This window comes from Arthrobacter mangrovi (assembly GCF_026011795.1).
GTDB lineage: Bacteria > Actinomycetota > Actinomycetes > Actinomycetales > Micrococcaceae > Crystallibacter > Crystallibacter mangrovi.
Map to the genome: position 1 here is coordinate 1 of NZ_BRVS01000017.1, position 11,875 is coordinate 11,875.

The following is an 11,875-nucleotide window of genomic DNA, read 5'->3' on the forward strand; positions in this document are numbered from 1 at the left end:
TCCCCCGCGGTGGCGTTCAACAGGGCGGGGTTCGCTTCGTGCTGTGACAGGAGCTGCTTTGGGATGGTTGTCTTTCAGGGGCGGGACCAGGAATTGCTTGCCGGATCCTGCGGCCGCAGTTGCAGACTCTGTTACTGACTGAGTGCCGGAGTGCGTGAGTCCGGAAGTGCCGGTCTGGTGGAGCCTGGGTGTTTGTGTCTGTGGTTGGTGGCTGAGAGATTTGCTGTCCCTGACCCCTCGCTTTGTTGAATGTGCGGGATGTCTCGACCAAGTGCAACTCCTTTAGGCATGCCCTGTGAGTAACAGACTCTGTCACTTACAAAATGCCGAAAAAACAAACTTACAGAGTGCCGGCGTGTCTCCCTCTGTAAAGCTGCATATCAGCGAAAGGATTGATAAAGAACAGGGAGGAGATGCCATGGCCAAGGGCTTAGAACGAGTCATTGCCGTCGTTAACGGAAAGGGCGGCGTCGGGAAGACCACGATAACGGCAAATATTGGGGGAATGCTGGCAGCAAGCGGTTACAGGGTTCTCTTAGTCGACATGGATCCGCAAGGCAATCTCGCGGAAGAGTTGGGCTTTACGCAGAGCGAGGCCAACGACGACGGACTGGCGCTTGCGCAGACCCTAGCATTCGGTAGTGACCCCCAGGCCATCGAGGGAATCCGCGAAAATCTGGACGTTCTAGCCGGTGGACCGCATCTGGATATGGCCGCTGCGGGACTAACGATGAAGGCGCAGAAAGACCCGAAGGGCGCCAAGACTGCGCTGGCCGCCGCTTTAGGCCAAATATGTGGAAATTACGACCTGATATTTATCGATTGTCCACCCGGGCAAGAGACTTTGCAGCAGGCGGCGCTGGCTGCAGCCCGCTGGGCTCTCATCCCAGTCAAGACCGATGCATCGTCCCGAAAAGGACTGCGCGATGTTGCCCGCCGGTTAGACGCAGTTGTGGATATCAATCCCGACCTCGATCTCCTCGGTGTAGTGCTCTTTGGTGTCAACCGTTCTGCTCGGCGCGTGTCGGACTCCGCGAGGGACGCTATCTACAGGGATTTAGGGGCGGACGCTCCCGTTCTCTCCACGGCGATCCGCCACGCAGAGGCAGCTGCCCAGGAAAGCAGGGAGCGGGGAATGTTGTCGTTTGAACTTGAGGAAGCGGTTCTAGCTGCTCCGAAGTGGTGGGAGTTGCGTAGGAGCGACACCCAGCACGATGGTCCTCGATCCAAGAGTGCGGTTGGTCTGGCGGAGGACTTTCAGGCTCTGGGGGAGGAAATCATCAACCGTATAACCGCAAGCGAGGGCCAAGGCTCTGGGGAAGCGCGGACGATGGCAGGAGGCGCCCGATGACCACTTCGGCTCGTCGCACTCTAACGGGGCTCGCACCAAGAGCGGGAGCTGACAGCGGCGTAGGCCGACTGATTCGGGCTAACCGACAAGAACTTCCTGAGCCTGCTGCGGAGCCCGCACAGCATCCGTCGCCGTCTACTCAGGCACAAACAGAGTCGGTTACTTCGGAACTTCCAAAGTCTGTTAGTCACGAACTTCCGAAGTACTTGAAGCTGAAAAGGCGAGAGGCTCGGATGTTTGATGAGCAAGCGGATGCTCTAACCATGCTTGCTCGCCGTCTAAACGCTGAGCGCCGCGGCCCTGACGGTAAAGCGGTGGGGGAGAGGATCACGGATAATACCCTCCTCCGGATTGCCATTGACTTATTGTTAGCCAGGGCCGATGAACTCAAAGGAAGAACCGAGGAGGAACTTGCATTGAGTCTTGGTCTTGATCCGCGGAGCATCAGACAGTAAGTCCAAGCAGCGGGCTCGGAATTCATATGAAGTAGGTCAATCGGCAGTCAGCCGTCTCATGAGAAGTTATGGTTTCCACCTGCATGGAGGTGAACATCGCCATCGGCGGGGCGTGATCATCTTCAGCCCGAACGTTTTCGCCCTCGAGCGCGTTCCAGCGCTGGCCGAGAGGTTCGTTGAGCTCGTCCGGGCCGTGGCCGACGGCGAGCGGCTGCGGGTGCGCGACGTGCTCGCGGGCCGTTCGTCACCGCCGGCGGCCCGCCTAGGATGGGCGGCATGACTGATTATCCGAGGATCCGGCAGGTGGTCATCGACACGTTGGATGCCCGCGCGTCCGCCGAGTTTTACCGCGGCGCCTTCGGTCTTGAGTACCGTGAGGGCGACGAGCCACCGCCGGGCAAAGACGATTCGGCCGGAGCCGACTGGCTGGTGCTGCTCACGGCGCCAGGCCAACCGCAACTGGCCTTCCAGCAGGTGGAACAGCTTCCCCGCTCCACTTGGCCCGACAACACCGTGCCGCAACAACTTCACCTCGATTTCGTCGTCGACTCCGTCGCGGATCTGCTCGCCGGGCACGACGGTCTTCTCGCCGCTGGTGCCACGATGCTGCTGGACCGGATCGAGGACGAGGACGAGCCGCTGCGCGTCTACGCTGATCCGTCCGGGCATCCGTTCTGCATCTTCGTACTCGCGGCCTAGCGGTTTCGGCCGGCGGAGGTGTCTGCCGTGCACGACCGACACTCCAGGATCCGGCCCGCCGGCCCCAGCGGTGACGTGTATCTACTCACCGCTTCCGGGCGTTTTCCGCAGGCCAAGCCACGGGTTTCTTCCGACAGGAGGGGCGTGCTGTCCGGTCCTGCCGGCCCGAACGAAAGGGTCCGATACTCGCTCGCTCGCATCGGAGAGCGGGCTTCGCTGCGCTCGGACTGTGAAAAGCATTCTCGTTTTTGTCTGCTGTCCTCCGGATCGTACGTGCCCGCTCCGCACCGTCAACCGGCTGCGCCGGCCGCGGCCCCGGGATTTTTGTCCGGCGCTCCCAGGGTCGCTTATTTCCTCCCAAAAATGCCCGTGCCCTTGCCCCTGCGGGGTTGAACACTGCTCCGACGGCCACAGCTCCGCGCTGCTTCGCCAGCAGGCAAAAAACACGGGGGGAAGGGCAGAGCTGGCCGGTAAAGACCCGCTGTCCTCTCCCCGCGACCTCGCCAAAGGAGACACAAACCATGAACGCAATCGCGATCGAGACCGTGACCACCGCCGACACGTACGAGGAGGTCCGGGACCTGCCCGTGCTGCGGGATTACCACATGCACGGCGGCTATGAGTGGATGGAAGACATCGAGGCCGAGGGCTGGAGCGTGCTCGGCATCTGGGGCTGCGACGGCTGGGACCTGGGCCAGTGGCCCTACGTCATGGTCGCCGGCATCCGCACCGCCGATGCCATCGGCAACCTGTTCGGCGTCGCCACCTACTGTGAAGGCGACGTGACCTGCACCTTCTACCGCACCCAGGCCGCGCAGTGGGAAAAGATCACCGAGCACGCCTTCTACTCGTGGAAGAACGGGCAGGCCCACGGCCCGGACGACCTGCCCGAGACCGTCGCCGAACTGCCCGGCCGCTACCGCGTCCCCTACCGGCCCGCCTTCGACTAACCACCCCCGCCGGTCCGCCCCGTCCCCCGGGGCGGACCGGCACCCGCCGCCGGCAACGCCGGGCGGCCTCCCCGCTTCGCTCCTCCGGCCGCCACCCGCCACCGTCACGACGTGCCCGAGAGAACACGCGGCGAACCCGCACCGGCGTCGGGAACCGCCCTACGATCAGGTCGTGGTGAAAGTAAAAGGCGTCATCCGCCCCATCGAAACAAGAGAACTCGAAGCCGAAGGCGAGGACTACGCCGCCGCACGCGAAGCCCTGGAAGCCCAGGTCCCCGAAGGCTGGCTCCTGCTCCAGGTCATGACGGACCGCTAAGACGCACCATCGACTGTGCGGGCCGGCCCACGCCATGTACGGGGCCGGCACAAACCCGGCTGGGGACGACACAGGGCAGCACCAGGACCAGTAGACGCACAACAGGCACCGGGGGAGCACGGGGCCGGCTTCACAACCAGGCCTAACCGGTGTCATTTTCAGAAGCTGACGGCACGCCGATCCCGGTGTTTCCGGGGTTGTGCAGCCGACTTCTGAACGCTGGTCGTTCAGTACCCATGTGCACTAAAGCCGTTGGTGCTCAATAGTCCTGTTCGCAAAGGGGAGGCACGCATTGGACAACGGACCGGATCGGGGCCGCGGGCCAGCTGACGATGTCAGAGAGACCGCGTGGGAACAGACTTCCGCCTTGTCAGACGAAGCTGTAGCGAAGGCCGAAGACATCAAGACCGCCAACCAGGGGTGTAGTGAAGAGGACTTCTGACATTTAGTGCCGTCAGCTTCTGAAAATGACAACCGGCCCCGCCACGGCTCCCGGCTCGGGCTCCCGGGCTCACCAAAACTACTCAAAAACCCCGGAAATAAGCGGAAAAACCCTAGTCATTCAGATGAATGAAGGCTAGAATAGAAGCATCAGGTCATCCAGACGAACGAAACCATTTACTGATACGAAACGCAGGACTGAACATGACTGTCACCCTCTACACGAAGCCCGGATGCTTCCCCTGCGCGAAGACGCTGCAGAAGTTTCAGGAAGCCGGCATCGAACCCCGGGTCATTGACCTCACCGAGAACCCGGCAGCCCTCGAGTATGTCAGCGAGGAACTCGGCTATTCCCAGGCGCCCATCGTGGTGGTTGACGATGAGTTCCATTGGGCCGGCCTCAACCCCGGCTGCATCGAACGCGCTATCCAATCACTTACCCGCAACGCGGCCGGCTAAACCGCCGGCGATAGACCGGCAGGAAAGGACGAACCATGGCAGGCGAAATTCCTCTCACCGTCATCGGGAACCTCACCGCAGCTCCGGAACCGCATTTCACCGCCGGGTCCGTCGTTGCGAACTTCACCATCGCTTCCACCCCTCGGACCTTCGACAAGGCCGGCAACGAATGGAAGGACGGGGAAACCCTGTTCATCCGGGCCTCGGTCTGGGGAGAGGCCGCGAAGAACGCCGTGGCATCCCTGACCAAAGGCACCCGGGTCGTGGCCCACGGTGTCCTGAAACCGCGCAGCTATGAGACCAGGGACGGCGGCAAGCGCACCGTCCACGAACTGGAGATCGAAGAACTGGGTGTCTCCCTGCGCTACAACCCGGCGACGCCGCACCGCGCCGAGCGCAGGATGCCCCCGCCCGTCGAGGCGCCGGTACAGCGCATCCCGGTGGATGATCTGCCCATCAGCCCCCGCCGCTACAGCGATGACAGCGCCTGGTTCGGGAAGATCGCGAACCCGTCCGGCAATATCACCCCCGCACAGGACCGCCCCGCACGCTGACCGACGGGCTGTCGGTCCCGGCCGGTACGCTGGCCGGGACGGGCACCCAAGACCCTTTCAGAGGACAAGGAAAACCATGAGCCACGAAGATGACCTCCGCGCCTGGGCCAAAGGCGACTACACCTATGAGGCCGCCACGGAGCTGCTGCTCCGTGCCTTCGGCGGACGCTACGCCGCGCCAGGCCGGCCCTGGGTCGGCCGTGGCGACAACGGCAGGCCGTGGATCGACTTCGACGCCATCCCCGGGAACATCGGCGGCGCCTCCGGCGGGGAACGTAAATTCCTGCTGCTGGTCGCATCCCTCGCCGGCAACGAGCCGGTGGTGCTCAGCGACGTGCTGCCGGGGCTGGACCGGGACAACCTCAGCCTCGTCCTCGCCGCCATCGCCCACGCCGGCGGCAGCCACGAACAAACCGACGTGCAGACCGATGCGGACGGCCGGATCGTGTCCTTCGGCGGCAAGCTGGAGAGCCTGTACCCGTGGCCGCGGAACCTGCATTCCGTCTAGACGGAGGATGGGGGAGGCCCTGGCCGGATCAAAGCTGGTCGGGGAGACCAAAAGGAATGATCAACCGGCCAGAGCCCTTCAGGAGTGTACATGAGCGCCAGTAAGCCTGCTTCGTTCACCCCCTACTTCACCGAAGAATCTGCGGGGCAGGTTCGGGCCGCGTTCCTGGCCGCCGGGCAGGCCGAAGGCTATGCCTCGGTCTCGGAACTGATCGAAGCCGCCACCCTGCGTGAAGTGCGCCGGCTTCAACGCAAGTACAACCAGTCCAGGCCCTGGGACCCGGCACCGCCCGGCTCGCTGCGCCCGGGACAACGCACACGGAAAGAGCAACGATGACCGAGCAGATGCCGGCCGCCCGGCGGTTCCTCAAACTCACCGACGTCGCGGAGGAACTGAACATCTCCCAGGCTCAGGCCTACGCACTGGTCCGCTCCGGCGATCTGCCCGCGATCCAGATCGGCGGGAGGGGTCAGTGGCGGGTGGGTGCCGACGTTTTCGAGGAGTACATCGCCGAGGGATACCGCCGGACCAAAGACATGGTCGCCCGCGGCCTGCCCGAAGAAACGCCCGACAACGAGTAACCAAAATGACCGTCGACTCAAAGCTTCCGGCTACGAAGACGTAAGCCGGTACAGGTTCCCTTTTGGCGAGGGGAAACACAGGAAGGCCACGCCCTTACGGGGCGTGGCCTTCCGCCATTTGCTACAGGGCAGCCGGCACAGGTTGTCTCTAGTCCTGCTGTGGCCGGCGGCGGCTGGCCAGGACCCGGTCCGCGTGCTCGACGACTTCGAACCAGACCTTGCCCTCCAGTGTGAGCGCGTTGTCCCTGATGGCTTCGATGAGTTCCAGCGGCACGCTCCGGTTCTGGATGATGCGGTTGATGACGACCGCGGAGTCCGTGCGCTGGGCGAGGAACTCCAGCTGTTCCACGGTCACGTCCCGGCGTTCGGTGATAGCGAGCTGGACCGACTCGTGCAGCTCGGGCTGGTTCAGGATCGCCGCGAGGACGCCGGGGTTCACATGATGCCGCGTCAGTACCGTGACCTGGGCCCGCCAGTCACAGGCTAGCGCGCGTTCTTCGAACAGGGCTGCGTCGTAGGGGACGTTCCAGAAGGGCTCACTCATCGCAGACATGGGTCAGGTGCCAGCCGTCCCAGCCCGGATGCTTGCGCACTTCGAGGGTGCGTAGCGGCGAGGACGACGTCGCGTGGACCTGCAGCCGCCAGTATTCGATCTCGACCAGCTGCCCTTGCCCGGGGCCGGGGATGTCGGAGTCCTGCCAGTTCCAGCCGCTGTACCAGTGCAGTGGGTCCGCCGCGACCGGCCAGGGCCGGCCGCGCCAGCGCACGGCCAGCGGCACGCCCTGGGGAGTGAACCGGACCTCGACCGGCTCATTGAGCGTCCGCTGCGCCGGGTGGTCCTGTACCGCTGTCATGGCCTGTCCTGTCTCCCAATACCGTCTTGCCCACCGGAAGGGACCGCCGCTGCACTGCCGATGCCCACACCCAGGTTGTCCGCCGGATCCCGCCGTCCGTCGAGCACACCTGAACCGCGCGCGAGGTCCAGCCGAACGTCTCGCCGGCCGCCAGCTCGGCAGAGCAGGGGAAGCGGATCCACGCCCACACCGGCACTCCGGGCACCACCCGCGTCACGGGATGATGGTCGAAAGCCAGTTCCTCCAGCGTCAGCGACACCGGCTCGGCCCGCTTCGCATAACGGGTAGCCAGCTTCGCTAGCGCGTCCCGATCCATGCGTTAAAAATAGAACACATATTCGAATTAAGCTAAGGCGCAAAGGCTCGCCCTGAACCCCAGACCAAAGGATTATGAGTCCTCTGCTCTGACCGGTTCGCACCAGCCTTAGTGCGTGAACGTCGCGAGGACCGGCGTAAATGATGTTCGGGTGTCCCAGATGGTGGATTGGTGTTTCCCCTGTCCGGGGGACTGATCTTTTCCCAAGTAGCGCTGAGCATCCTTGAGGCGTGGCCCTGACCGGGAGGAAAGCTAACGATCCCGACGGAGGACCAGGGGCCGGGCCCGGATCACATCCCCCGATGATCCGGGCCCGGCCGCAGTCACCGCTTGTATCGTTGGCACATGGGTGACAGGATTCCGCCCGAACTGCGCCCGCCAATACAGGTGGCGCTGGCCCGCGCCGTGGAGAAGATCCCCGCCCGAACGCCCTGCCCGGGGGAGCGGTGTACGAGCCCAAATGGGACGACTACAGGGCGGTCATCTGTCGCGACGGGGAAGACACCTCCATCTGGTCCCGGCAGGGCAAAGACCTCTCCCGCTATTTCCCCGACCTGATCGCTGCCGCAGCCGCCCAGCTGCCGCCCAGCTGCGTGCTCGACGGGGAGGCCGTGGTCTGGTCGGGGGAGCGGCTGGACTTCTCCGCGCTCCAGCAGCGCCTGGGCACGTCGGCCAAGGCGATGATGAGCCTGGCACGGCAGGTGCCGGCGCACTTCGTGGCCTTCGACCTGCTCGCCGTCGCCGGACACGACATCCGCGACCAGCCGCTGCACGTCCGCCGGCAACTGCTCAAAGAACTCGCCAAAGACTGGACCGAAGTCCTCGAGCTTTCCCCGGTCACAAACGACCTGGAGACGGCCGCACGGTGGTTCGAGGAGCTGCCAGCCACCGGCATCGAAGGGCTCGTCATCAAGGGCGCCGACCAGCCCTACCAAGGTGGGCAGCTCCAGTGGCTGAAGGTCAAGCACAGAGAAACCATTGAGGTGGTCTGTGCCGCGGTCCTCGGCCCCATCACCAGGCCCGAAGCCATCGTCGCCGGCCTCCCCATCAACGGTGAACTGCGCATCGTCGGACGCTCCGCACCGCTCAAACCCGCCGCAGCCAAAGCCCTCGGCGCCCGGCTCCACCCTCCAGCGGGGACGCATCCATGGCCCGAACGCATAAAATCCACGACCCTCGACAGGTTCAACCCCGGCCAGGAGGACACCCCGCTGACCCTCATCCAACCTGTCGTCATCGAAGTATCAGCGGACACCGCCTGGTCCGGCGACTCCTTCCGCCATCCGCTGCGATTCCTCCGGCACCGTCCCGAACTCGATCCCGCAGACATCCATGCCCCTGCCACGGGCACCGGGCGAGGCTAAAGCTTGTTCTGCTGAGTTTGCTGTAATTGCTTGGAAAGCAAGTTTTCCCAGTAAAGGCAGGAAAAGTCTGACAGCTGCTTGTTCAGGATCTTTCCAGCCGGCATCGCGGCACTGTACAGATTCCGCCCCTACCGTTGGGAACACCGCAAGGTGCGAGTGAACACGGCACCGGCCAAGGTCAGGAGAATCCCTCGTCTCCCAGACCAGCCGGTGCCAGCTCACTTAACCGGTGAGAGCACTATTGGTCGTTACCGGCCCGGGCCGGTGACCCTCCCGCAGTGCGACACGCGCGGTGTCGGGGACGCGCCGCGAGGTTTCTGTGAATTTGCCTTCCACCGCTTTCGGCAAGGCTCCCGGTCCCGGGGCGAGGCGCTTGTGGATGTCCTGTGCGCACTCCGCCTGCCCCGGCGACAGCCCATCCCGGAAGCAGCGCGAGGGACCTACGATGTTTATCCGCGCACAGGAGGAAAACGAAGGAACGGCACCGCTCAGTCAGGACCAGGAAAAGAAGTCCTATCGGCTGCAGCTGGCCGGCGTGTGGATCGGGGCTGCAAGTCTGGCCCTCGCCCTTGCCAAGGCGATCCTGGACCTGTTGGGCATCGTCCCCCAGTCATCCCGGATTCAGGAGCGGAAGCTGCACATGGATGAGTCCTCAAGCCAGCGGATCCGCCCCTAACAGTTGCCGGACCTTTCGAACAGAAGCGCCGTTATCGGCACGAGTGCGCGTCGCTGCGGTTGCGCGAAAGGACTTACCGGAGCGGTGCCCGTTCAGGGTGGGGAGCAGCGACGGCCGGGAGAATCTTGGGTAGCGTGGTGCTGTGAAAAAACGTTTAGCTGGAGTGGTTGCTGCCGCGGGCCTGGTACTGGCGGGATGCGGTTCCGCTGAGCCGGGAACCGACGGAACGGGCCAGGCTTCGGCGCTGTCCGCACCTTCTCTGACCGTTTGTCCGGTGGAGGCCGGCGCCGCGCTGGCGCCGGAATCGGGGACGTTGTTCGGGGTGAACCTGGACTGGGCCAACCAGTCCCTGACCGGCTATGCGGAGGACCTGGGCCAGAAACCCGCGGTCGCGGTGTCCTTCACGGACTTCCCTTACGCTGAGGCGGACCGGGCGAATCTGCAGGCCGCGGTCGAGCAGATCCGGGCGGACGGACAAATGATGCTGCTTACGCTGGAGCCGCGGGACGGGCTGAAGTCAGTGACGGACGACGCTGTCGAGGAGCTGGCCGTGGACCTGAAAGACTTTAACGACGCCGGGGTGCCGGTGATCGTGCGTTTCGCCCACGAGATGAACGGCTCCTGGTACGCCTGGTCCCAGCAGCCGGCAGCCTACATCAAGGCCTTCCGCAAGGTTGCTGCCGCGGTTCACGAACAGGCCCCGGGCTCATCGATGATGTGGGCACCGAACTATGGGGGCGGCTACCCCTTCACCGGTGGCAGGCACGCCGCCAAGCCCGGCACAGCGGACTTCGAACGGCTGGACACAGACGGCGACGGGGCCATGAGCATGGCCGATGACCCGTACGCGCCGTACTATCCCGGCGATAGGGCGGTGGACTGGGTGGGAATGTCCCTCTATCACTGGGGGTCGGCCCACCCGTGGGGCGAGAACGAGGTTCCCGAACCGGGCAAGTTTGCCCAGCAGCTGACCGGCAGCTATGACGGGTTCGGCGGTGACGACACGGCCGTCCCGGACTTCTACGCCGAGTATGCCGAAGAGCGCGGCAAGCCGGTCGCGATCCCGGAGACCGCGGCCCTGTATGTCGAGGATGGGGGAGGGGCCTCCGAACTGGAGATTAAGCAGGCCTGGTGGGAACAGCTCTTCGCCGCCGAAACAGCCCGGGACTTCCCGCAGCTGCGGATGCTTAACTGGTTCGAATGGCACAAGCACGAAACCGAGATCGGCGGGGATGTGGACTGGCGCGCCGCCGGTGATTCCGGGATCCGCACTGCTTTCCGTGACGCCCTCCCGTCCTGGCTGCGCTACGGGCCTCCGCACGGCACCTGCACGGGCGGGTGACAGCCGCCCGCGCCGCCCTGTCCTGCTGCGCGCACGGCCGGGAATGCCGGTTGCGGCACGCCGGGGCACACCCGGTCCGGACGGCCAGCGGTCCCGCGCCCGGCGGTTACGGTTGCTGTTGTCCCAAGACCAGGACCATGTCCCAGTCCCTTTTGCTGTAGCGGCGGGCGACGGATTCACCGCCGAAGCGAATGGTCGCGGTGGAATCGCCATGGACGGCCTCGACCCGTCCTGCCTCCCTGATCTGCCCCGCCCGGGCTCGAAGATCAACAGTTGCCCCCATCAACGCAGGCTGATTCCAGTCGCCGACCGGCCGGGAAATGATCATGACGCCCCCTCTCGCCTCGGATTATCAGGCACCGAGGCCAGAGGCGACGACTTCACGCCGTCCGTCCCCGCAGCCGGGCTGATAGAAACAATCTTTACTCTATCGAATGGAAAAACTCGCGGAACCGCGCCTGCGCCCCGTCATTCCGGGGCAGCGCAGGAAGAAGCACGCCTACAGCGGCAGGGCGTGGCCGTGACGCGGATCTGCCGGAAGCACCCGTCCCGGACATGATGATTTCGACAGCTGCCGCAGAGTGGGCGCGGTCCCCGTGGATACTGGACGCGAAGACCTAGTCTTCCGCGAGTACTGCCCACCCGCGGGCGGGCAGGAGCAGGTGCCTCTCGCGAAGCCAGGCTTGGTTTCTCAGCATCGTGGTGTCGTTGATGTTCCCGCCTGTGACTTTCTTCCCTAACGGCCTGTCTCGGCCGTCGCAAACCAGATGCAGCCTGGTCATCAGCCCCACGGTCGCGAACGACCGGTCACTGTCGGCATCAAGGGCCCATCGTGGACCACACATCGCGAGGGCGGCGCCCGAGGGAGTCAAATGTGCGCCTGCTTTGTCTCAGAATGATAAGTCTGCTTTGCTTGGCTTGTAAGGTCTGCCTGAGGCAGCTTGGATCGGGTTCTGATCAGGCTGCTGCTGTGCCGGTCCTCCCCAATGACTGTCAACGGCCATTTGAA

At 64.3% G+C, this 11,875-nt stretch carries 17 protein-coding genes; 13 read left to right on the forward strand and 4 right to left on the reverse strand.

The window, feature by feature from the left end; genetic code table 11:
- Positions 1-295 precede the first annotated feature (295 nt).
- The 10 genes from AHIS1636_RS14205 to AHIS1636_RS14250 all read left to right on the forward strand — a co-directional run bounded on the left by AHIS1636_RS14205 (position 296) and on the right by AHIS1636_RS14250 (position 6,314).
- Positions 296-1,351, forward strand: a complete 1,056-nt coding sequence (locus tag AHIS1636_RS14205) for a ParA family protein (RefSeq protein ID WP_264796494.1) — start codon at positions 296-298, stop codon at positions 1,349-1,351.
- A gap of 567 nt (positions 1,352-1,918) precedes the next feature.
- A complete protein-coding gene (locus AHIS1636_RS14210) occupies positions 1,919-2,086 on the forward strand; it encodes a hypothetical protein (RefSeq protein ID WP_264796495.1) in 168 nt (55 codons plus the stop codon).
- Positions 2,083-2,505: a VOC family protein gene (locus AHIS1636_RS14215; protein ID WP_264796496.1), complete on the forward strand. Its 423-nt coding sequence runs from the start codon at positions 2,083-2,085 to the stop codon at positions 2,503-2,505. The genes AHIS1636_RS14210 and AHIS1636_RS14215 overlap by 4 nt, the downstream gene beginning before the upstream one ends.
- A gap of 521 nt (positions 2,506-3,026) precedes the next feature.
- Complete coding sequence (locus AHIS1636_RS14220) at positions 3,027-3,455, forward strand: hypothetical protein (RefSeq protein WP_264796497.1); 429 nt, start codon at positions 3,027-3,029, stop codon at positions 3,453-3,455.
- 172 nt (positions 3,456-3,627) lie between these two features.
- Complete coding sequence (locus tag AHIS1636_RS14225) at positions 3,628-3,771, forward strand: hypothetical protein (protein WP_264796498.1); 144 nt, start codon at positions 3,628-3,630, stop codon at positions 3,769-3,771.
- Between the two features lie 645 nt (positions 3,772-4,416).
- Positions 4,417-4,671, forward strand: a complete 255-nt coding sequence (locus tag AHIS1636_RS14230; protein ID WP_264796499.1) for a glutaredoxin family protein — start codon at positions 4,417-4,419, stop codon at positions 4,669-4,671.
- A 35-nt stretch (positions 4,672-4,706) separates the two neighbouring features.
- A complete protein-coding gene (gene ssb / locus AHIS1636_RS14235; RefSeq protein WP_264796500.1) occupies positions 4,707-5,225 on the forward strand; it encodes a single-stranded DNA-binding protein in 519 nt (172 codons plus the stop codon).
- Positions 5,226-5,301: 76 nt separating this feature from the next.
- Positions 5,302-5,733, forward strand: a complete 432-nt coding sequence (locus AHIS1636_RS14240) for a hypothetical protein (protein ID WP_264796501.1) — start codon at positions 5,302-5,304, stop codon at positions 5,731-5,733.
- 90 nt (positions 5,734-5,823) lie between these two features.
- Positions 5,824-6,069 carry a ParB family protein gene (locus AHIS1636_RS14245; protein ID WP_264796502.1) on the forward strand — a complete coding sequence of 82 codons (246 nt, stop codon included), beginning with the start codon at positions 5,824-5,826 and terminating at the stop codon, positions 6,067-6,069.
- Positions 6,066-6,314: a helix-turn-helix domain-containing protein gene (locus AHIS1636_RS14250; RefSeq protein WP_264796503.1), complete on the forward strand. Its 249-nt coding sequence runs from the start codon at positions 6,066-6,068 to the stop codon at positions 6,312-6,314. The genes AHIS1636_RS14245 and AHIS1636_RS14250 overlap by 4 nt, the downstream gene beginning before the upstream one ends.
- Before the next feature lie 148 nt (positions 6,315-6,462).
- On the opposite strand, the gene AHIS1636_RS14255 is transcribed toward AHIS1636_RS14250, so the two are convergent.
- From AHIS1636_RS14255 to AHIS1636_RS14265, 3 genes are read right to left on the reverse strand one after another with little or no spacing between them, the layout of a single operon-like run.
- Positions 6,463-6,858 carry a hypothetical protein gene (locus AHIS1636_RS14255; RefSeq protein ID WP_264796504.1) on the reverse strand — a complete coding sequence of 132 codons (396 nt, stop codon included), beginning with the start codon at positions 6,856-6,858 and terminating at the stop codon, positions 6,463-6,465.
- Positions 6,851-7,168, reverse strand: coding sequence for a hypothetical protein (locus AHIS1636_RS14260; protein ID WP_264796505.1), 318 nt, complete (start codon positions 7,166-7,168; stop codon positions 6,851-6,853). Before AHIS1636_RS14260 ends, AHIS1636_RS14255 begins: the two co-directional genes overlap by 8 nt.
- Positions 7,125-7,484: a hypothetical protein gene (locus tag AHIS1636_RS14265; protein ID WP_264796506.1), complete on the reverse strand. Its 360-nt coding sequence runs from the start codon at positions 7,482-7,484 to the stop codon at positions 7,125-7,127. The genes AHIS1636_RS14260 and AHIS1636_RS14265 overlap by 44 nt, the downstream gene beginning before the upstream one ends.
- A gap of 446 nt (positions 7,485-7,930) precedes the next feature.
- Between AHIS1636_RS14265 and AHIS1636_RS14270 the strand changes: the two genes are divergently transcribed.
- From AHIS1636_RS14270 to AHIS1636_RS14280, 3 genes are all read left to right on the forward strand, one after another.
- Entirely contained in the window at positions 7,931-8,848 is a 918-nt protein-coding gene (locus tag AHIS1636_RS14270) for an ATP-dependent DNA ligase (protein WP_264796507.1), read from the forward strand.
- A gap of 445 nt (positions 8,849-9,293) precedes the next feature.
- The gene (locus AHIS1636_RS14275; RefSeq protein ID WP_264796508.1) at positions 9,294-9,524 is read left to right on the forward strand and encodes a hypothetical protein; all 231 of its coding nucleotides are present in this window, start codon (positions 9,294-9,296) and stop codon (positions 9,522-9,524) included.
- 274 nt (positions 9,525-9,798) lie between these two features.
- The gene (locus AHIS1636_RS14280; protein ID WP_264796509.1) at positions 9,799-10,866 is read left to right on the forward strand and encodes a glycoside hydrolase family 26 protein; all 1,068 of its coding nucleotides are present in this window, start codon (positions 9,799-9,801) and stop codon (positions 10,864-10,866) included.
- 106 nt (positions 10,867-10,972) lie between these two features.
- On the opposite strand, the gene AHIS1636_RS14285 is transcribed toward AHIS1636_RS14280, so the two are convergent.
- On the reverse strand, positions 10,973-11,194 hold the full coding sequence (locus AHIS1636_RS14285; RefSeq protein WP_264796510.1) for a hypothetical protein: 222 nt from the start codon (positions 11,192-11,194) through the stop codon (positions 10,973-10,975).
- Between the last annotated feature and the right edge of the window lie 681 nt (positions 11,195-11,875).

Bases quoted from the DNA above. Each gene is read 5' to 3' on its own strand.
- AHIS1636_RS14215 (WP_264796496.1), top strand. From the start codon at position 2,083: ATGACTGATTATCCGAGGATCCGGCAGGTGGTCATCGACACGTTGGAT.
- AHIS1636_RS14285 (WP_264796510.1), bottom strand. From the start codon at position 11,194: ATGATCATTTCCCGGCCGGTCGGCGACTGGAATCAGCCTGCGTTGATG.
- AHIS1636_RS14275 (WP_264796508.1), top strand. From the start codon at position 9,294: ATGTTTATCCGCGCACAGGAGGAAAACGAAGGAACGGCACCGCTCAGT.
- AHIS1636_RS14240 (WP_264796501.1), top strand. From the start codon at position 5,302: ATGAGCCACGAAGATGACCTCCGCGCCTGGGCCAAAGGCGACTACACC.
- AHIS1636_RS14255 (WP_264796504.1), bottom strand. From the start codon at position 6,858: ATGAGTGAGCCCTTCTGGAACGTCCCCTACGACGCAGCCCTGTTCGAA.
- AHIS1636_RS14230 (WP_264796499.1), top strand. From the start codon at position 4,417: ATGACTGTCACCCTCTACACGAAGCCCGGATGCTTCCCCTGCGCGAAG.
- AHIS1636_RS14250 (WP_264796503.1), top strand. From the start codon at position 6,066: ATGACCGAGCAGATGCCGGCCGCCCGGCGGTTCCTCAAACTCACCGAC.
- AHIS1636_RS14220 (WP_264796497.1), top strand. From the start codon at position 3,027: ATGAACGCAATCGCGATCGAGACCGTGACCACCGCCGACACGTACGAG.
- ssb (WP_264796500.1), top strand. From the start codon at position 4,707: ATGGCAGGCGAAATTCCTCTCACCGTCATCGGGAACCTCACCGCAGCT.
- AHIS1636_RS14245 (WP_264796502.1), top strand. From the start codon at position 5,824: ATGAGCGCCAGTAAGCCTGCTTCGTTCACCCCCTACTTCACCGAAGAA.
- AHIS1636_RS14260 (WP_264796505.1), bottom strand. From the start codon at position 7,168: ATGACAGCGGTACAGGACCACCCGGCGCAGCGGACGCTCAATGAGCCG.
- AHIS1636_RS14265 (WP_264796506.1), bottom strand. From the start codon at position 7,484: ATGGATCGGGACGCGCTAGCGAAGCTGGCTACCCGTTATGCGAAGCGG.